Genomic DNA, 19,577 nt, shown 5'->3' on the forward strand with positions numbered 1-19,577 from the left:
CGGTCAAGGTGCTAGTAGCTATAACGCCTCAAACACCGGCGCAGCTTGCCTGCGTCCGCGTGATTTGATTTGTTAGCACTTTGCTTAAGTTAAACATTAAACATTCGTTTGTAGCGTTGTTGGAGAGCAATTTCACCACCTTCCATAATTTCACAAACATTCTTCCTAACGCTTACTTCTTGCAGTGCGCCAGATGCGACTTGATTTATCTGGCCTCGATCTTCTAGCGCAATCACATACTCAGAATCACCGTTTACTACGATATTGGGATTATGAGTGACAACAATTATTTGTCGTTCTGCTTTGTTTTTATGTAATTTGGAAACGATCAAGCTTGTAATAAGGCCGTTATCGAGGTCATCTTCAGGCTGATCCAAAACGAGGGGCTCTGTTCCATAAGATAGTAAAAATGACAATATAGCCGAAGCTTTTTGTCCAGCTGAACCTTGTGAAACGTCCTTAAATCTATTGCCGTCATTGAACTTTATGGATAATTTATCTTGAGGAAACCAAGTGTTTATTTGGTCAAAGCTTGGAGGCTGCAAATTCGCCATGAATTCAGAAAATCTTTTCCCTATCTTTGTACCTTGTATTTCACCTGACCTAAAGTTAAAAACCTGACCCTTAAATTCATGAATTTTAGATAGCCAAGGCTCTAGATTATTTGAATCGCCAGATCGCGTAATAGCAGACAACTCCTTATTTAGATTGTAAAGGAAACCACACTCACGATCTAAATCAAAAATATCAGCAGAAAAAGCGTTATCAGAACGTCCAATGACACCTCTAAATGATTCTTCTATGTGTCCTATATCTGAAAAAGGTTCCAACTCAACTTTTATAGAAGAGTTTCCAGCCAAATTCTGCTGCAAAAATTCCAGGCGACTGATGGTTAGTTTCTTTCTGCATTCTATTATTGCTTGATACGCAGAATTGATTGAAGAATCAATCTCAGAAATCTGAGAGCTTACCAACTCCATTGCTTTTAGTGATTTACTAATGACGTCCCGCTCTTCAATTAGTTTTGCATAATCAGAGGGACTGTTAATCCCTTCGCTACGCAAGCCATCAATTAATTCTTCATATTTTTTTATAACTTCAATGTGAGACTTATTGAAGTCAGACTCACTATACCAGCCTTTAAACTGAGTCAATTCGTTTTCAAGTGAAGCCACTGCTTGTTTAATGGTTTCTTTAAAAAATAATGCTGACCCATTCAATGCATTTAACCTGGCAAGAACTTCTGTTTCACTTGCCGACTGAGTATCAAATGCACTCGTATCTATAGCAGGAATAGGAATAGCGTTTGATATCGACTCAATCTGATGCTTCACATCTTCGATACCAGCTTCATATTGTGAAACATTCGTTCTCTTTCCACTATATATCTGATAGTTTTTGAGGATATCTGTGTGGCCAGATCTCTCTATTGCTTTTATTTTTTGTTCAACATCAGAAATCTGACCTAATAGTACATTTTTATTTGCTAACTTCGATTGAAGCTCCCTTTTTCGACTGCACAATGTTTGAAAATGGGAATGTTTTTCAGACCACTCCATTTTCCATTGTTGGAAACCAACAGTAGATGATTCATCAATCAGACGCAGGAGCGTATTAGGGTTTTTCGCTAAGTCGAATATCTGTTTCTGACTAAATATCTTTATAGGAAAGCGAGTGTGGGCTTCACCCTCTTCAGGAATCCATTGCTGGCCATCATAACGTGAAATTGAAACGCGGTTATTTTCTTTAGTCCAAGTCAGGAGGTAGTGAATTCCATCTCTCGTATAAACGCAATTGATTCTCGTATTTTCGAGCATTACCCCTTCAGAATCTCTAGATGCAGATATTTTGGCAAAACTCTCGAAAGATCTACGAATTTCATTGTCTCGATCCAATAGATCAAAGTCTCTCGCTCTATCCATACCAAGTCTTATAAATTCAAGAATAGAGGATTTTCCGCTACCACGTCCTCCAATGATTGAATTCAACCAAGGGTTGAATTCAACTGTCAAAGGAGCCGACCGCCCTGCATATTTAGCATTTTCGACTGTCACGGAGCGTAACAATGTATTGGAGGAGCGATTAGGATCTGTTGTTTCGTTGTCTGAACGAATAATAGAAGATGAACCATCCACCAAAGCAAGCTTAAGTCCTTCTATCGAAGGGGTAGACATTTTTACCCAAGTATAAGCCCTCCCAATATCATTGGGGTGATGTGCGTCAGAGCCAATTATCGATGGCAAGTCGATATTTAAATTTGTATATCTTGATAAAGGAGCATCAGTTCGCTCTTGATCAGGGAAAATTATTTCAACGGCACTTGCATGCCTGCATACTTGGCCAATTGTGTGAGAGGAATATTGCTGACAAAGCCCTGCCTTCATATCAATATGAGCTGGTATGGCAACGCCACCTGCTGATATGATTTCTTTTATTACGTTTTCAGCACTTTCTTCAGCTACCGAATCACTATCCCCTTTTGTGCCACGAAACTTTGATGCTCCGATAACGGCACTAATATCTGCTGACGTGGCACGTGGGTCAAAAATACCTAGAACGTGTATGTTGGAATTAGCTGTAATCTCAACGCCGGGGAAGACGAAAATTGAATAACCTTCGGCTCTTAAGTTTACTGCAGCATCTTTGAGTCTATCAATCCAATCGCCAGAATTGTGATCAGTAACTGCTACACACTCTATGCCCTTGGCGATATAGTCCAACAACCAAGCTTTAGCGGTCTTCGATGCTTTTAAACTACTATCTGATTTTCCATAATCAAAAGAAGCTGGTGTATGTGTATGAAAATCGAACTTCCACCATCTTGCCCCGACGAAACTCATTGCTTACATCCTTATGTTCGATTTATTCAAGAGAGTGCTAACGCCCCAAGCAGGGGCTATTTTGAGCGCAGCGAGAAATAGTCCCGCTGCCTTGGTTTGTTAGGTGCGACCAAAACGTAGCTCCTGAATTATGTTGGCTAATTCGTCCAAGCCTTTCTGATTAAGTATATATTGACCACTTGCGTTTTTGGTTAGGTACTCGTCGTAAGCCCATAAAACCTCGACTTTTTCACGAATCATATCCAAAGAACGATCTTTAATTGGAACACTTAAAAAGTCATCCCAAAGATTCTCATCTGGCTCATTACTCAGCATTCTATCAAGGATACTCTGTACTTCGACTCGTGACAGTTCGATGCGGTTTTCGAAAAACTTAGAAATAAAAGCAAACGGCGCTGCCAGCAATAAAAATGGCACTAAAAAGAATGAAGATTTCTGGTTTTTCACCGCTGCACCTAACGCTTTAAACAGCGGAAAACACACGCGCCTTGGCCGCTTTTTGGCCAGTGGGTGGTTTTCCGATGATTTAACTTGTTATATGCCATTAGCCGAGAGAGTTCCGAATAATTTCAGCAATAATATCCCCGTATTCTGATAGGTAGTCCGGTACTTTTACAATTATCTCAGTTGATAAATCATTGATATCACTGAAAAGATCTCTCAGATAGTCTTTAACCGCTGATTTCATATCTTCAGGAATTCGCTTTTCCAAACCGACTGATTCTAGTGCTTTACTAAAGGTTAGTTGGATTTCTGAACCTGAATAATTGTAGTGGCCAGATCCAAGTTTCACTGTATAGGTAGACATAACTTCTCTCTTGGCATATAACGCAAAGCACACGGGCGGAAAAACGCGGCAGCGTTTGACGTCCCAGCAGCCGCAGGCTGCGAGTGATGCGCCTTGTTATGTTGCATTTGACATCAAGTGCTTACGCACTGCCTCGCTGAACAAACCTTTGAGGATAAGAGCAACAATACAAGAAAATAACGCAAGCCCACCAAAGGCTCCTAACGAATTAAATTCCTTGTATGCCTCGAATGATGCAAGTGCCATAGATAAAAACAATCCAACCCAAGCGAAGCCGACTAACCTTGCCATTAGTGCCGACCGCTTTTTAAATCCAATAGCGGAAACAACCAGAACAATGCACAGTAAAACCTGAGACCAGAATGCAATTGGAGATGCTAGCCCAAAACCATTTGCTTGACTGGCAATAAAGTGGCCGGTTGCACCTAAAACCCCAAATACGCCCCAGATTAAGCTCGCCCAAAAAATGAAGTTAACCAATCAAATTACCCTCTAATTAAACCTTTGCAACATAACAGTTTAATAGACGGAACTGTTCCGTGTTTAAACACGGATAAGTTCCGTACTTTTGCATAGTCATTTTTTAGCATGCTCTGTGGCCCTTGCCTAGCATGAGTTTGGAAGCTGCACCAAATTGGTGCCGGGGAAAAGCGGACCTGTTCCGTACCATTGCTGTTATACGGATCCTTGTCTATAACTGTATAAATAAACAGTTGCTTGTGAGGCGTTATATGGCTAATTCTCCGTTTCTTCGCCATATCGCGGAGGAGATGTATGCTCGGCGTTATGCAAAGCGCACTATTGAGACTTATGTGAAGTGGGTTAGCAGTTATATCCATTTTCATCAGAAGCGTCATCCTGCCACTATGGGCGATAATGAGGTGGAACTTTATCTGAATCATTTGGTTAATGAGCTTGATGTAGCAGCAGGTACACAAGCTAGCGCATTAAACGCACTGGTTTTCCTGTATAAGGAAATCATTGGTCGACCGCTGGCTGTGCAGCTTAATTTTGTGCGTAGTCAACGTCAGCAGAAATTGCCGGTTGTGTTAAATCCTGATGAGGTGAAGCGGTTGCTGGAGCGGGTAACTATCAAACAAAAGTTGCCAGCTTCTCTGCTTTATTCCAGTGGTTTACGTTTGATGGAGTGCGTGCGTTTGCGGGTTCAGGATATCGACTTCGACTATAAGTCAGTGCGGATCTGGAACGGTAAAGGTGGTAAACACAGAGTCGTTACCCTGGCTCCTGAGTTACTGCCCGGCTTACGAAGTCAGATAGCCTTGGTCGAACAATATTTGCAGGCCGATTTGTCGAATCCCCATTATGGCGGTGTATGGATGCCCCATCGTTTGCGAATAAAGTACCCTTGCTCAAAGAGGCAGTTGGGTTGGCAATATCTGTTCCCAGCTCAGCAATTATCTAAAGACCCAGAGTCAGGTGAGCTACGCAGGCACCATATGGACGAAACAAGTCTGCAAAAGGCTGTGCGCCGCGCCAGCCGCCAAGCCAATATTCAGAAACATGTTACACCACATACCCTGAGACATTCGTTTGCCACCCACCTATTACAAGCGGGCGCCGATATTCGCACTGTGCAGGATCAGCTTGGTCATGCGGACTTGCGCACCACACAAATCTATACCCATATCCTGCAGCGGGGCGGCAATTGCGTAATTAGCCCATTTTCCCGTTTATAAGTTGAACGCAGGCCGGAAGCGCTTTAGTGGCATTGCTGTCGTCAAAGCGGTGCGTCACTTCGTGAGTCTTAAGTTTTTCATAGTTAAAAACACTAAAATACCAGTCTCACCATGAAGTTCAGAAGGGCACGAAGAAGAGAGAATACTGGCTAGCCCAATTTCAGCGAATTTAACCCACTGATTTTAGGCTTTATTTTCGTCCAGCCCTTCGTGACCTTTGTGTTCTTTGTGGTCAGTTTATATTCTCTCTACGCTCTGAGAGCTCCACCAACCCCGCTACTTTTGCCCGCCCTTAACAGGCTTTCCGGCCTGCCATAAGCGGGTCAGAGGATGGCCGCCTATCTGATAAGCAAGTTGATTGGGGTGGCTGATATCCAATAGCTGCATATCCGCTTGCATACCTGCTTTGAGCATGCCGACTGTGTTTTGCAGCCCCAGTGCCTTAGCGGCATGTTGAGTTACCCCCTGCAGGGCTTCTTCCGGCGTCAGGGCAAACAGGGTGCAGGCCATATTTAGCATCAGCTGCAGATTCAAAATAGGTGAGGTGCCGGGGTTAAAGTCAGTGGCCACGGCCATAGGCACCTGGTACTGGCGTAGCAGGTCGATGGGCGGTTTTTGGGTTTCTCTCAAATAGTAAAATGCGCCGGGCAGCAGGGTGGCCACCGTACCGCTTTGGGCTATGGCCTTAACCCCTGCTTCATCCAAAAACTCAATATGGTCGACCGATAAGGCCTGATAATCGGCAGCCAGCGCACTGCCGCCCAGATTGGAAAGCTGCTCGGCATGCAGTTTTACCGGCAGGCCAAGTTGTTTGGCAGCGTCGAATACCTGCTGGGTTTGTGCCAGGGTAAAGCCGATATTCTCGCAAAATACATCCACGGCATCGGCCAATTGCTGTTCGGCCACCAGGGGCAGCATATGCTGACATACCAGGTCGATATAGCCCTGGGCGTCATCCTGGTATTCCGCCGGTAGGGCGTGGGCACCGAGGAAGGTGGTTTGTATGGTCAGCGGCAGATGTTTCCCAATCTGTCTGGCGACCCGCAGTAGCTTGAGCTCGCTTTCTACATCCAGGCCGTAGCCGGATTTAACTTCTATGCAGGTAACGCCTTGTGCCAGCAGTACCTCGGCGCGCTTTAGCGCCAGGGTCAGTAGCTGGGCTTCGCTGGCCTCGCGGGTGGCGCTGACGGTACGGCGTATACCGCCGCCTTGCTTGGCGATATCGGTATAACTCACCCCTTGCAGACGCTGCTCAAATTCATCGGCACGGTTACCGGCAAATACCAAATGAGTATGACAATCAATAAAGCCCGGTAGCAGCCATTGCCCCTGTCCGTCCACGGCGTGGCTAACGTCGCCAAGCTTGGGTAAGTCCTGCTGTTTACCCAGCCACTGGATATGGCCGCCCGCCACCAGCAGTGCGCCTTGCTCAATAATGCCATAGGGTCCAAGGGCAGGATCAAAGGTGGCCAGATTGATATTGGTAATTAGCAGGTCTGCGTTATGGGTGTCCGACATGGCAAGTTTCCTTCACGGGCTGTGCTTGACTATTATCTTGTATAGACAAGTTGTTTGTGTCAATTTATAAAACGATGTTAATCGACAGTTAACCAATATTAGGGGATAGCGTTTGGCTGACAGCAAGTATCAGCAGATTAAGTCGCATATTTTGCAGCGTATCGAAACCGGACGTTGGCAGGAAGGCGATGCCGTACCGTCTGAAAACCAGCTGGCTGGTGAATTTGGCGTTAGCCGCATGACCGCCAGACGTGCATTGCAGGAGCTGGCAGAGCAGGGCGTGTTGCAACGTACCCAAGGTGCGGCGACCTGCGTGGCACCGCTCAAAAGCCAGTCATCCATGCTGCAAATTCGCAATATTGCCGACGAGATCCGTGAGCGTCAGCATAACCATAGTGCACAAGTCATCGAGTTGGCAGAAATCCAGGCTGATAACGCCCTGGCTGCTCATTTTGCTTTGCCGGTGGGCAGTCAGCTGTATTACAGCCTGATCTGCCATTGGCAGGATGATGAGCCGTTGCAGCTTGAACAGCGTTTTGTTAATCCAGCCCTTGCCCCTGATTACCTTGAACAGGACTTCAGCACCCTGACGCCCCATGAATACCTGTGCACGGCAGCACCGCTGACCGAGGCTGAACATAAGGTCGAGGCGATGTTGGCTGATGCTTTGTCTGTTCAGTATCTGCAATTACAGGTCGGCGCACCTTGCCTGCGCTTACACCGAACTACCTGGAGCCGGGATGGTGTGGTCAGCCACGCCTTACTGACGCATCCGGGGGAAAAATATCAGCTTGGCGGCCATTTAACTTTTGTGCCAAGCGAACGAATCAACAGGAGATAACCATGAGCAACCGACATGATCCATCGCGGGTGATCCGCGCGCCCCATGGCAGCCAACTAAGCTGCAAGCACTGGCAGGCCGAGGCCGCCCTGCGCATGTTGATGAACAATCTCGACCCAGACGTGGCCGAACGCCCGGAAGATCTGGTGGTGTATGGTGGTATTGGCCGTGCTGCGCGTGATTGGCAGTGCTTCGATAAAATTGTTGAAGTACTACAGCGCTTGGAACTGGACGAGTCTTTGCTGGTGCAGTCAGGTAAACCTGTCGGGGTGTTTAAAACGCACGAAGACGCGCCTCGGGTGCTCATTGCTAACTCCAATCTGGTGCCACACTGGGCCACCTGGGAACATTTTAATGAGTTGCATAAGCAAGTTCTGAAGATGTAAGGCCAGATGACCGCCGGTAGCTGGATTTACATCGGTAGCCAGGGCATTGTGCAGGGTACCTACGAAACCTTTGGCGCTGTGGCAAGACAGCACTTCAGCGGTGAAGCAAAAGGGAAGTGGGTACTTACTGGGGGGCTTGGTGGCATGGGCGGTGCACAGCCGCTGGCGGCGACCATGGCCGGTTTTTCTATGCTGGCGGTGGATGTGGATGAAACTCGTATTGATTTTCGCCTGCGCACCCGTTACCTGGATAAAAAGGCCGCGACCCTGGATGAAGCCCTGGCCATGATTAACGCCTCAGACAGCCCGGTATCAGTTGGCTTGCTGGGCAATGCTGCCGATGTGTTTGCCGAACTGGTAGAGCGCAATATCACCCCGGATGTGGTGACCGATCAAACCTCTGCCCATGACCCGTTAAATGGTTATCTGCCACAAGGCTGGACCATGGAACAGGCGGCGAGCATGCGCCTGCAAGATGAAGCCGCAGTCGTTAAAGCGGCAAAGCAGTCTATGGCCGTGCAGGTGCGCGCCATGTTGACCTTGCAGGAGCGCGGTGCAGCCACCTTGGACTATGGCAACAATATCCGCCAGATGGCCTTTGAAGAAGGGGTGGGCAATGCCTTTGATTTCCCAGGCTTTGTACCGGCGTATATCCGCCCGCTGTTCTGTGAAGGTATCGGTCCATTCCGCTGGGCAGCGCTGTCTGGTGACCCGGAAGATATCTATAAAACCGACCAGAAAGTTAAAGAACTGATCCCCGACAACGCCCATTTGCATAACTGGCTGGATATGGCCCGTGAACGCATTCAGTTCCAGGGCTTGCCCGCCCGTATTTGCTGGATTGGCCTGAAAGACCGTGCCCGTGTGGCGCTGGCCTTTAACGAAATGGTCAAAAACGGTGAGCTTAAAGCGCCAGTGGTCATTGGTCGTGACCATCTGGACTCAGGCTCGGTTGCCAGCCCTAACCGCGAAACTGAGAGCATGCTGGACGGCTCGGATGCGGTATCTGACTGGCCATTGCTAAACGCTCTGCTGTCCACCGCTGGTGGCGCTACCTGGGTCAGCTTGCATCACGGCGGCGGCGTGGGTATGGGCTTTTCCCAACATGCCGGTGTAGTGATTTTATGTGACGGTACTGACGCGGCTGCCAAGCGGGTGGGCCGGGTATTGTGGAATGACCCGGCAACCGGGGTGATGCGCCATGCCGACGCCGGATACGACATTGCCAAACGCTGTGCCAAAGAGCACGGCCTGGATCTACCTATGCTGGAGAGCAAATAATGGCCACGCTAAAACTCCAACCCGGAAAACTGACTTTAGCGCAGCTTCGCGCCGCCAGCCGCGAGTCGATGACCATTGAACTGGATGAACAGGCCAAGCCTGTGATTAATGCCTCGGCGGCCACAGTAAAAAAAATCCTCGATGAAGGTCGGGTGGTTTACGGTATCAACACCGGATTTGGCTTGCTGGCAAATACCAGAATCAAACCCGAAGAGCTGGAACTGCTGCAGCGCAGCATCGTACTTTCCCATGCGGCTGGTACCGGCCAGTTAATGGATGACAGCACTGTACGGCTGATGATGTTGCTGAAAATCAATAGCCTGGCCCGCGGTTTCTCTGGTATCCGCTTACAAGTGATTGAAAACCTGATCGCCTTGTTAAATGCCGAAGTGTACCCCTGTGTACCGAAAAAAGGTTCGGTGGGTGCCAGTGGCGATTTAGCCCCATTGGCACATATGAGCATGCCGTTGATGGGCGAAGGCCATGTGCGCCACAAAGGCGAGAAGCTGACCGGCGCTGAAGGTCTGAAAATAGCCGGGCTAGAGCCGGTAACTTTCGCGCCTAAAGAGGGCCTGGCGTTGTTAAACGGTACCCAAGCTTCCACCGCTTTTGCCCTGGAAGGCTTGTTCTACGCCGAAGACCTGCTGGCAGCGGCCACAGTTGGCGGCGCTATGTGTGTGGAAGCGGCGCTGGGTAGCCGTGCGCCATTTGATGCGCGTATTCATGAAGCCCGTGGTCAGCTTGGCCAGATTGATATGGCGGCGGCCTATCGTGACTTGCTTGGCGACAGTTCGCAAATCGGTGAGTCCCATCATGATTGTGAAAAGGTGCAGGATCCTTACTCACTGCGCTGTCAACCGCAGGTCATGGGCGCCTGCTTAACCCAGATGCGTCAGGCCGCCGAGGTGTTGTTAATTGAGGCGAATGGCGTCACCGATAATCCACTGGTGTTTGGCGATGACATTATCTCCGGCGGTAACTTCCATGCTGAACCGGTGGCGATGGCTGCAGACAACCTGGCGCTGGCCATTGCCGAAATAGGTGCCTTGTCTGAGCGTCGTATGGCGCTGTTGATTGACAGCGGCTTGTCTAAGCTGCCACCCTTTTTGGTCAATAACGGCGGGGTGAACTCCGGCTTTATGCTGGCACAGGTCACTGCGGCGGCACTGGCATCGGAAAACAAAACCTTTGCCCATCCGGCTTCGGTGGACAGTTTGCCGACTTCAGCTAATCAGGAAGACCATGTGTCTATGGCTACCTTTGCCGGTCGTCGTCTGGCGGATATGGCCGAGAATACCCGTGGGATTCTGGCGGTAGAGCTACTGGCTGCCGCTCAGGGCATGGATTTTCGCCGTCCGTTGCTGTCCAGTCCAAAGGTAGAGCAGGGCTATGGCCTGGTGCGGGAGCGCGTGGCTTTTTATGATCACGACCGTTACTTCTCACCGGATATCGAGGCTATTGCTGCACAAATCGGTGAAGGTGCTTACAACTATCTGGTTGAAGCGCTGTTGGTGAGCCGCGCCGCCTGATTGTGGTTGTCGATACTAATAAAAAGGCCTGATGATTCAGGCCTTCTGTTATTTTGGGATAGAGACTACCTTACGTCCTGCCAGTAGGTATAAGTACTTACCATGTTCTTTGCTGTTTGAGCTGGAGGAAGAAGTGGAATTAGAATTTTGTCGCCAGAATGGCTGCTTGCTCAGCGCATCTAACGCAATACGCAACGAATCTGTATCTTTTAAACCGCGGATCTCGCAGACCGATTGGCTGCAACGGACATTTTCTATCTGGTACAAATGAGACAGTTCATGCATTTGCAGAAAATCTGCAATATTTTGCTTCAGCATATAAGCCTCGTCTTGATCCTGAGGCTCATTGAGCAACGTCAGATATTGCTCGGCAATATGACCGTCCAGCCTTTCTACAAATGATTTGAAGGGTTCAGGCAAGTTATCTCGCTCAACATCTTCATTGGTCACTTGTATAGTTTCCGCCAGTGCCTTTTGATAGGCCTTACTGTTCAGTATTTTGCTTAGTTGCGCTCGCTGTTTGTCGATGGTGCGCTGTTGCTCTTGCAGCTGTTTTTCCAGGTCGACACTGAGAGCTGAGCTGTGATCTTGTTCTAGTTGCTCACTGGAGGGGGGAGCAGCTATGGGTGCTTTGGCCACGTCCTGAATAACGGGCGTGATCACCGGTGAAGGTGCTGAGACTACATTAGGTGCACTACCCGAAGGCTTGGCTGAACGTGAAGCGACCAGGTAACCAAAGACAAAGCTACCTATGCAGGCCACTATCCATAGCAAGTTACGCATTATTCATCCTTGAAGCGGCTCGCCTTATGGCACGCCGCAGCAAATGTGCTTGGCCAGCATTATTGCCGGCCAGGGATATTACAGAATGTCCAGCAGCTCTACGTCAAAAATCAGGGTGCTGAAAGGCTTAATGGCTGCGCCAGCACCTTGCTCGCCGTAGGCAAGTTGATAAGGTACATACAAACGCCATTTGGCACCAACCTGCATGAGTTGCAGTGCTTCGGTCCAGCCTTTAATCACGCCACCTACCGGGAATTCGGCAGGCTGACCGCGTTCGTAGGAGCTGTCGAATACCGTACCGTCAATCAGGGTACCGTGATAGTGCGTGCGCACGGTAGAAGCAGCAACTGGCTTGTCACCCTTACCTTCGCTCAGTACTTCATATTGCAGACCTGAGTCGGTAACGACTACACCGTCGCGCTTGGCGTTATCTGCCAGGAAGTTTTCACCTTCGGCGATAACAGCCTTAGATTGCTCGGCTTTAGCAGCCTGCATTTTCTGATGGATGGCGTTGAACGCGGTGCGCAGATCGTCGTTGCTAACGGCGCTGGGCAGTTGGTGGAAAGCCGTCGCCAAACCATCTTGCACGGCATCAATATCCAGGCCGTCGAAAGGGTTAGAGGCTAGCTGCTCGCCCATTTGCAAGCCGATACCATAGCTGGCTTGCAGCTCCGGAGTATTATAGGTCTTAGACATGATAAGTCCTTGGTCAGGGCTGAACTCTCAGCCAATTAGAAGATTTGCCGAAGCAACCAGGGCGGCGATCCTAACACTCGTACAGATGATGTACAGTCCCTGGCCAAAATTGGTGCTCTGAATAGGCAAAAGGCCTTGCTTGGGGCAAAGGCCTTTTCAAGTAAACTAACGCAGCTACATGCTATTAGTGTTTAGCCGCGTAGTCTTCGACCTGACGCCATACGCGCAACAGGTTGCCGGATAGGATTTTACGGATATCGGCTTCGCTGTAGCCCCTGTCCAGTAAACCCTGAATCAGGTTTGGGTAAGTAGATACGTCTTTCAAATCGATAGGCAGTGAGTCACCTACACCATCGTAGTCGGAACCGATACCAATATGATCGATACCGACTAAATCACGCACGTGGTCTATATGGTCCAGCACGATTTCCAAAGTAGCAAAGGGGTAAGGGTTGTTTTGACGATACTGTTTGTCGAAGGATTCACGGTCTTTTGTCTGCGCTTCTTTCATCGCATCGCTACGCTTTTTACCCCAGGCCTGTGCCTGGTTGGAGACAAAGCTGGAACCAAAGTTGATCATCACTACACCGCCGTTTTTAGCTAGCGCTTTGATCATGTCATCATTCATATTGCGCTCGAATCCCGGCGTGAATTTACGCAGCGACGAGTGAGAAGCAATCACCGGTGCCTTGGTCAGTTCAATCACCTGATAAAAAGCATCATCCGAGACGTGGGAAATATCGATCATCATGCCGATGTTGTTCATCTCGGTAACCAACTGTTTACCGAAGTCGCTCAGGCCATGCCATTTGCGGCGTAAATCGTAAGAGGAGTCAGAAATATGGTTTGCTTGAGAGTGAGCCAGGGTAATGTAACGTACACCACGTTTGTAGAAGTGCTGCAGGTTATCCATGCTGCCTTCCAGGGGCGTACCGTTTTCCATTCCCATCGGCAGAGCAATTTTGCCGGCCTTGAACGCGGCTTCCACATCAGCCACAGAGTGGGCAATGGCAAACTTTTCGGGCGCACGACCAACTATGGCTTCTACGCTGTCGATCAGGCGGTTAGCTAATAGTACGCTGCCACCGGACTCTTCGTAGCTGGCGGGAATATAAATCGACATAAAGGGGGCATTCAGACCACCTTCTACAGCGCGCGGATAATCAAAATCACCTTTGGGTGTGGCCACGGTGACATCTTCCCATTCATCATTGATACGATATGGAACGTCGATGTGACCGTCGACCAGAATGGTCTCTTTTGCCAGGCGCTTGGCTTGCTCAGAGGGCACAATGGCCAGTGCGCTGGTGGACGCCAGAATGGCGGCAATAGTCAGGGCAATTTTGCTTTTCACGTATTTATTCCTGTTGTTATAAGTGGCAGTGCAACGAATTTAATTCAGACCCAGATCACGAGTCATGTTCTCGTTCCTGTCCCGATGTACGATGACGTTATCCTCAATACGAATACCGCCAAATGGTCTGAATAGCTCGACGCGGTCCCAGTTGATGTACTTGGATTGCTCGCTCCCTTTAAGGTCCGCCAGCAGACTGTCTATAAAATACAGTCCTGGTTCGACAGTAAAGACCTGGCGCGCCTCAACGAGACGGGTTGCACGCAGAAACGGATGTTCTGCGGGCGGTGGTGCTGGTGTGCCTCTGTCGTCGGCCATCAGCCCCCCCATATCATGGACCTGCAAGCCTAAATGGTGGCCAATGCCGTGGGGGAAAAAAGTACGGGTAATGCCTTGCTGCAGGATATCCTCAGCAGACAGGTTTACCAGGCCAAAATGTTTTAGCAGTGCGGCGATTTTCTGATGTGCGGCAAAGTGCAAATCCGGGTAAGGAATGCCTGGCTTGAGCATGTCCACCAGGTCTAAAGTCACCTGATCCATGGCAATCACCAGCTCGGCAAACTCGTTCTGTTGTCTGGCGTATGTACGGGTAATATCCGCGGCATAGCCGTGAAACTGGGCACCAGCGTCAATTAAAAACGAGCGATGTTCAGTCGGCTTTTGCGCTTCCACCGTCATATTGTGCAATATTGCGGCATTCTCATTTAAGGCAACGATGTTGCCATAAGGCACTTCATTAATGCCCTGACGCACGGCAGACAGATAAGCCTGGTTAATATCGAATTCACTTAGTTCATCGAAAAAAGCGGCTTTGGCGGCCTCATGACCTTGCACCGCGATGCGGTTAGCTTCGCGCAGGCAGGCGAGCTCATAATCGGTTTTATAAGCACGGTGGAAGTGAAAATAGTGCAGCACACGGTCGGGATTCACCAGTTCAAAGCCCAGCGCCTTGGCCACTTCAATATATTCACCAATATAAGCGTAGCGGCGTTTGTCATAGGGCAGATGCTTCTCCACCTGATTCGCCTGCGCCAGCAACACAATATCAAACTGCTCGGCCCAGAAGTCACTGGGTGGAGGTGGTACTTTGTGCCAGAAGTCCTTGGGGCGATAGAAAATCAGCTTTGGCTTGTCGACACCGTTAACTACTAACCAGCAATTGGGGTTATCCAGCACCGGTACCCAGGCTTTAAACTGCGGGTTAACGGCAAAAGGGTAGTCCATATCATCCAGAAAACGACGTTTAGCCTGCCCGGAATGGATGATCAGACCGTCGATTCCTTCGCGCTGGATAGCCTCCAACGTGCGAGTTTGAAGCTCTGCTATATGCTGTGGATAGAGGGATGCTAATGGCTGCATTAAGGTGCTCCGGAAGCGGATTATTTTTGCCCGTACACTAGCATACTAAGGGCTGAACTACTAATCCGCCCGGCACCGTTAAAACGCCGTTCGTGCCTGGTTATTGCGCCGTCATGGAGGCCGAAATTTTCATATTGGCCAGATCTTCAAATAAATTCTGTTCCTGGCCCAAGCGCTGCTTGTATATCTGTTTGTATGCCATAACCGCTTTGACGTAATTACGGGTTTCCTTGTAAGGGATGGTTTCCACCCACACATCCATGGGCACGTCATCTTTGGGCAGCCAGCGTTTTACCCGGCTCATTCCGGCATTGTAGGCGGCGGTCGCCAGCACCGGGTTATCCTGCATTTTATCCATCAGATAACGCAGGTACTGGGTACCGTATTCCACATTCTTTTCGGGATCGAACAGCACCTGGTTTGAGACCTTTTTCTTGGCCAGATCGCGAGCGGTGCGCGGCATAATTTGCATTAGTCCTTTGGCGCCAACACCAGAGTTGGCATCCACCATAAAGGAGCTTTCTCGTCTGGCGATGGCGAAAGCCCAAGCCGGATCAACATGGTGCTTGCTGGCACTTTGCATTAGCGGCTGGTCAAAGGCCAGTGGGAAGCGGCGTTTAACGTCATCCAAATAGCCAAGGCGAGAGAAGGCAAAGATAGCCTGGTCATGCCACCCCCAGCGATCTGCCAGAACCGCGGCAGCCAGTCCTTGCTGGTAGGTTAGGTTGCCTTGTAACTGAATCCATTCGCGGCGAGCGGCCGTATAGCGTTTTAACGCCAATAATTCCTTGGCTCGCTTGGCTGCCGGAAGGTTTTCAACATGAAGCAACTCCGCATCGGAAATCTTCAGTGGCGTATCGGCCAGATTCGGTGATTTGGCCAGCTTACCGGCGGCCAAAAAGCCGTAGTAGTGACGAACGTTGGATAAGGTGTCATATTGGCGCTTGGCATTGACCGGGTCATTCAGATGCTCATAGCTACGGGCGAGCCAATAGCGGCTGGAGTAATCCTCCTCCAGTGCGGCAGGAGCTGAATTCACAACATCTGCCACATGCTGCCAGTCCTGATGACGCAGAACGTGTGTCAGGTGCCAACGGAAAATATCTTCATTGCCATCGCCCCGATTGGCGCGTTCCAGCCAGAATTCAGCCTGCGGATGATCTTCTACCGCCAGGGCCACAGCGAACCCGGCTGCCACATCTTGCTCTTCAACAGCATCAAAACTGTACTTCTCTGCAGCCCGTTGCCAGGTTTTCATCGCCAGGGCTTTATCTCGCCATACCAATCGCTTCAACGAATAGACAATAACCTGGCGTTCTTCGGCAGGGTACTTGTTGGGAAACTTAGTCAGCTGAGCCACTGAAGCTGGGTTACGTCTGGCGTTTAGCCATAAATCACCCAGATATTGCTGGGACGCTGGTAACAAAGATTTCAGATAAGGAATTAAGGTATGGTCGCCGCCATCGGCGGCCATCACTAAACGTTCCAGCACTAAAGGTGCGGTGCGATGGCCGGCATCGCTCCATTGCTTGAAGACTTTGTCACAAGCTTTGTCCTGCGATTTACCCACTAACCACAGCTCGGGCACCAAGGCGAAAGCTTGCTGACGCAGGTCTGGCTGAGCAAGGCGGTAGGCGACGTTAGTACAGCGCAGTGTATCGTCACCAGTATCCCGGTAGTAGGTTAGAAAACGATGCTGATCGTTACGTTTCATTAAATAACGCAACCACTTCTCCCGCACTTCTCTGTCCAGTGGGGTATCGGCATAGTCTTTCAGAAAGGCGGCAATTTGTTGCTCACGGCTCAGCTTCAGGCCCGAAAGCAAAGCGGTTTGCTGTAAATAGGGGAGCAGCGGGTAATCGCCCAGTTGTTTAACGGCATCCAGATAAGTTTCGCTGTCTGGGTAATAACTCCACTTTTCTGCGTCGATAAACTGCGCGCGCTGTCGTTCCAACTTATCGTCAGCTAAAAGAGACAGAGGAATCAGTGCCAGCAGAGCAACTAATTTTCGCATTGTAGAGACGACCACCATAACCAGCCTCCTGAGCGAGCGGGGACCCTTTAGATTAATGATAGTCAACGCAGAATCAAGTATGGGAGAAGACTAATTGGTGTTTAATTTGTGTGTTTTTTGTACTCAAGGCTGTCGCTTGCCGCTAGTTGATTGACTTTATTTGGTTTTTTACAAAGTTGATAAATTATTTAAACGTTTGTTTGAATTTCGGTTGAAATTTAATACGCCATCAACAAGAATTGAGCCACCCTACATTTGCGTACCGACCAATTCGGACGCTGCACCATCAGTATAGATGGCCAAAGGAGAGCAACATGATATATCAAGGTAACAGCCTGTCTGCGTCCTTGTTGGATGATGGCATTGCCGAGGTGGTCTTTGACGCCGCCGGCTCGGTGAATAAGTTTGATCAACAAACTGTCTCTGAACTCAATGAATTATGCGCTGCGCTGGAAGGCAATGCGGCGGTGAAAGGCGCCCTGGTGCGTTCCAACAAAGGTGCCTTTATTGTTGGTGCCGATATTACCGAATTTAACGGTTTGTTCGCCTTACCTGAGCAAGAGGTACTGAGCTGGGTAGCCAAAACTTCGCAGGTATTCGACCGTTTTGAAGACCTGCCTTTCCCGACAATCGCTGCGGTGAATGGTTTTGCCTTGGGCGGTGGTTGTGAAATGACCCTGGCCTGTGATTTTCGTGTCGTCGACAACACGGCCCGAATCGGCCTGCCTGAAGTTAAGCTCGGTTTGATGCCGGGCTTTGGTGGCACGGTGCGCTTACCGCGCATTATCGGTGCAGATAATGCACTTGAGTGGATGACCAGTGGTCGTGACAAGAAGCCTGAACAAGCATTGGCTGATGGTGCCATTGATGCTGTGGTTGGCGCAGACAAACTGCGTGATGCGGCAATTAATATGCTTAAGCAAGCTATTGCTGGTCGTCTGGACTGGCAAAAACGCCGTGACCAGAAAAAGTCACCATTAAGCCTTAATGCCAATGAATCCATGATGAGCTTTGCTACGGCTAAGGCTATGGTCACTGCGGTGGCGGGGCGTCATTATCCGGCTCCGCATATGATGGTAGATACTGTGGCCAAAGCCGCAGGATTAGATCGTGCAGGTGCCCTTAAGCTGGAAAATGAAGGCTTTGTGGCATTAGCCAAAACCGAAGCTGCGACCGCGCAAATCGGCATCTTTATGGCCGACCAGTTGGTGAAAAGCAAAGGTAAGAAGCAAGCGAAGTCCGCCAGCAAGGATATCAAACAAGCCGCGGTGTTGGGCGCAGGCATTATGGGCGGTGGTATTGCCTACCAGTCCGCAGTGAAAGGTACCCCAACGGTGATGAAAGACATTCGTCAGGATGCCTTACAACTGGGCCTGAACGAAGCGGCAAAAATCCTCGGTAAAGGTATGGAGCGCGGCAAGGTAGACAGTAAGACCATGGCCGCAACCCTGAATAATATCGTTCCCAGCCTGGAATACAGTGCGATTAAGGGCGCCGATATCGTTATTGAAGCTGTGGTAGAAAATCCCAAGGTCAAAGCGGCAGTATTAAAAGAAACCGAACAGGCTGTGAGTGCAGATGCGATCATCTGTTCCAATACCTCAACAATTTCCATTAACAGCCTGGCTACCAGCCTGGATAAGCCTGAGCGTTTCTGCGGTATGCACTTCTTTAACCCCGTGCATAAAATGCCGCTGGTGGAGATTATTCGAGGTGAAAAAACCACCGACGATACTATTGCAGCGGTGGTAGCCTTTTCACTGAAGATGGGTAAAACCCCCATAGTGGTTAATGACTGCCCGGGATTCCTGGTTAACCGTGTGTTGTTCCCTTATTTCGCCGGCTTCAGCCAACTGCTGCTGGACGGTGCGGACTTTGTTGCCGTTGATAAGGTCATGGAAAAAATCTTTGGTTGGCCTATGGGTCCGGCTTACTTGCTGGACGTAGTGGGTATGGATACGGCGGATCATGCTGCGGGTGTGATGGCCGAGGGCATTCCTGAGCGTATGCAGCGTATTGGTAATGATCCCATTCAGAGCCTTTACCAGGCCGGGCGTCTGGGCCAGAAGAATGGCAAAGGTTTCTATGACTTCTCGGTAGACAAGCGCGGTAAGCCTAGCAAAGCCGCCGCCGCAGAAGCCTACAGGCTGATTAATATCGAGCATCGTGAATTTGATGCAGAAGAAGTCATTGCCCGCCTGATGATCCCGATGGCCAATGAAGCGGTGCGTTGTCTGGAAGAGGGCATTGTTGCCAGTGCTGCCGAAGCGGATATGGCGCTCTTGTACGGTCTTGGTTTCCCTCCTTTCCGTGGCGGTATCTTCCGTTATATGGAAAGTATGGGATTGGCAAACTTTGTGGCTTTGGCCGACAAGTATGCTGCCCTTGGGCCTATTTATCAGATCACCGACGGATTGCGCGAGATGGCAGCATCCGGCAAGTCCTATTTCGCTTAAGGTTGGGAGAACATC

14 protein-coding genes and 1 pseudogene are annotated in these 19,577 nt (G+C 49.5%); 5 read left to right on the forward strand and 10 right to left on the reverse strand.

The features are described 5' to 3' along the window. Nucleotides 1-89: 89 nt before the first annotated feature. The 4 genes from J0A65_RS05055 to J0A65_RS05070 all read right to left on the reverse strand — a co-directional run bounded on the left by J0A65_RS05055 (nucleotide 90) and on the right by J0A65_RS05070 (nucleotide 4,128). The gene (locus J0A65_RS05055) at nucleotides 90-2,840 is read right to left on the reverse strand and encodes a TrlF family AAA-like ATPase (protein ID WP_206593041.1); all 2,751 of its coding nucleotides are present in this window, start codon (nucleotides 2,838-2,840) and stop codon (nucleotides 90-92) included. Between the two features lie 99 nt (nucleotides 2,841-2,939). Next, nucleotides 2,940-3,287: a hypothetical protein gene (locus tag J0A65_RS05060; protein WP_206593042.1), complete on the reverse strand. Its 348-nt coding sequence runs from the start codon at nucleotides 3,285-3,287 to the stop codon at nucleotides 2,940-2,942. 97 nt (nucleotides 3,288-3,384) lie between these two features. Continuing rightward, nucleotides 3,385-3,648: a hypothetical protein gene (locus J0A65_RS05065; protein ID WP_206593043.1), complete on the reverse strand. Its 264-nt coding sequence runs from the start codon at nucleotides 3,646-3,648 to the stop codon at nucleotides 3,385-3,387. 96 nt (nucleotides 3,649-3,744) lie between these two features. Then, on the reverse strand, nucleotides 3,745-4,128 hold the full coding sequence (locus tag J0A65_RS05070; protein WP_206593044.1) for a hypothetical protein: 384 nt from the start codon (nucleotides 4,126-4,128) through the stop codon (nucleotides 3,745-3,747). Between the two features lie 251 nt (nucleotides 4,129-4,379). On the opposite strand from J0A65_RS05070, the gene J0A65_RS05075 reads away from it, so the two are divergent. After that, a complete protein-coding gene (locus J0A65_RS05075; protein WP_206593045.1) occupies nucleotides 4,380-5,345 on the forward strand; it encodes an integron integrase in 966 nt (321 codons plus the stop codon). A gap of 276 nt (nucleotides 5,346-5,621) precedes the next feature. On the opposite strand, the gene hutI is transcribed toward J0A65_RS05075, so the two are convergent. Then, complete coding sequence (gene hutI, locus J0A65_RS05080) at nucleotides 5,622-6,863, reverse strand: imidazolonepropionase (RefSeq protein ID WP_206593046.1); 1,242 nt, start codon at nucleotides 6,861-6,863, stop codon at nucleotides 5,622-5,624. A gap of 112 nt (nucleotides 6,864-6,975) precedes the next feature. Between hutI and hutC the strand changes: the two genes are divergently transcribed. From hutC to hutH, 3 genes and pseudogenes are all read left to right on the forward strand, one after another. Next, entirely contained in the window at nucleotides 6,976-7,704 is a 729-nt protein-coding gene (gene hutC / locus J0A65_RS05085; protein WP_206593047.1) for a histidine utilization repressor, read from the forward strand. A 2-nt stretch (nucleotides 7,705-7,706) separates the two neighbouring features. Then, nucleotides 7,707-9,371 (forward strand): annotated as a pseudogene (hutU, locus tag J0A65_RS05090) (urocanate hydratase). Beyond that, on the forward strand, nucleotides 9,371-10,900 hold the full coding sequence (hutH, locus tag J0A65_RS05095; protein ID WP_206593048.1) for a histidine ammonia-lyase: 1,530 nt from the start codon (nucleotides 9,371-9,373) through the stop codon (nucleotides 10,898-10,900). Before hutU ends, hutH begins: the two are co-directional and overlap by 1 nt. A 48-nt stretch (nucleotides 10,901-10,948) precedes the next feature. Here hutH and J0A65_RS05100 read toward each other — a convergent pair whose 3' ends face one another. From J0A65_RS05100 to J0A65_RS05120, 5 genes are all read right to left on the reverse strand, one after another. Further along, entirely contained in the window at nucleotides 10,949-11,683 is a 735-nt protein-coding gene (locus J0A65_RS05100; protein WP_206593049.1) for a hypothetical protein, read from the reverse strand. A gap of 78 nt (nucleotides 11,684-11,761) precedes the next feature. Next, complete coding sequence (locus J0A65_RS05105) at nucleotides 11,762-12,379, reverse strand: FKBP-type peptidyl-prolyl cis-trans isomerase (protein WP_206593050.1); 618 nt, start codon at nucleotides 12,377-12,379, stop codon at nucleotides 11,762-11,764. Between the two features lie 184 nt (nucleotides 12,380-12,563). Next, on the reverse strand, nucleotides 12,564-13,733 hold the full coding sequence (locus J0A65_RS05110; RefSeq protein WP_206593051.1) for a dipeptidase: 1,170 nt from the start codon (nucleotides 13,731-13,733) through the stop codon (nucleotides 12,564-12,566). Between the two features lie 39 nt (nucleotides 13,734-13,772). Next, nucleotides 13,773-15,092 carry a Xaa-Pro dipeptidase gene (gene pepQ / locus J0A65_RS05115; protein WP_206593052.1) on the reverse strand — a complete coding sequence of 440 codons (1,320 nt, stop codon included), beginning with the start codon at nucleotides 15,090-15,092 and terminating at the stop codon, nucleotides 13,773-13,775. A gap of 100 nt (nucleotides 15,093-15,192) precedes the next feature. Next, nucleotides 15,193-17,124 (reverse strand): lytic transglycosylase domain-containing protein, encoded by a 1,932-nt coding sequence (locus J0A65_RS05120; RefSeq protein ID WP_232849756.1) that lies wholly within the window; start codon nucleotides 17,122-17,124, stop codon nucleotides 15,193-15,195. Nucleotides 17,125-17,420: 296 nt separating this feature from the next. Here J0A65_RS05120 and fadB point away from each other — a divergent pair, with 296 nt between their 5' ends. Next, nucleotides 17,421-19,562 (forward strand): fatty acid oxidation complex subunit alpha FadB, encoded by a 2,142-nt coding sequence (fadB, locus tag J0A65_RS05125; RefSeq protein ID WP_206593053.1) that lies wholly within the window; start codon nucleotides 17,421-17,423, stop codon nucleotides 19,560-19,562. Nucleotides 19,563-19,577 lie beyond the last annotated feature (15 nt).

It is taken from the genome of Bowmanella yangjiangensis, assembly GCF_017255015.1.
Lineage (GTDB): Bacteria > Pseudomonadota > Gammaproteobacteria > Enterobacterales > Alteromonadaceae > Bowmanella > Bowmanella yangjiangensis.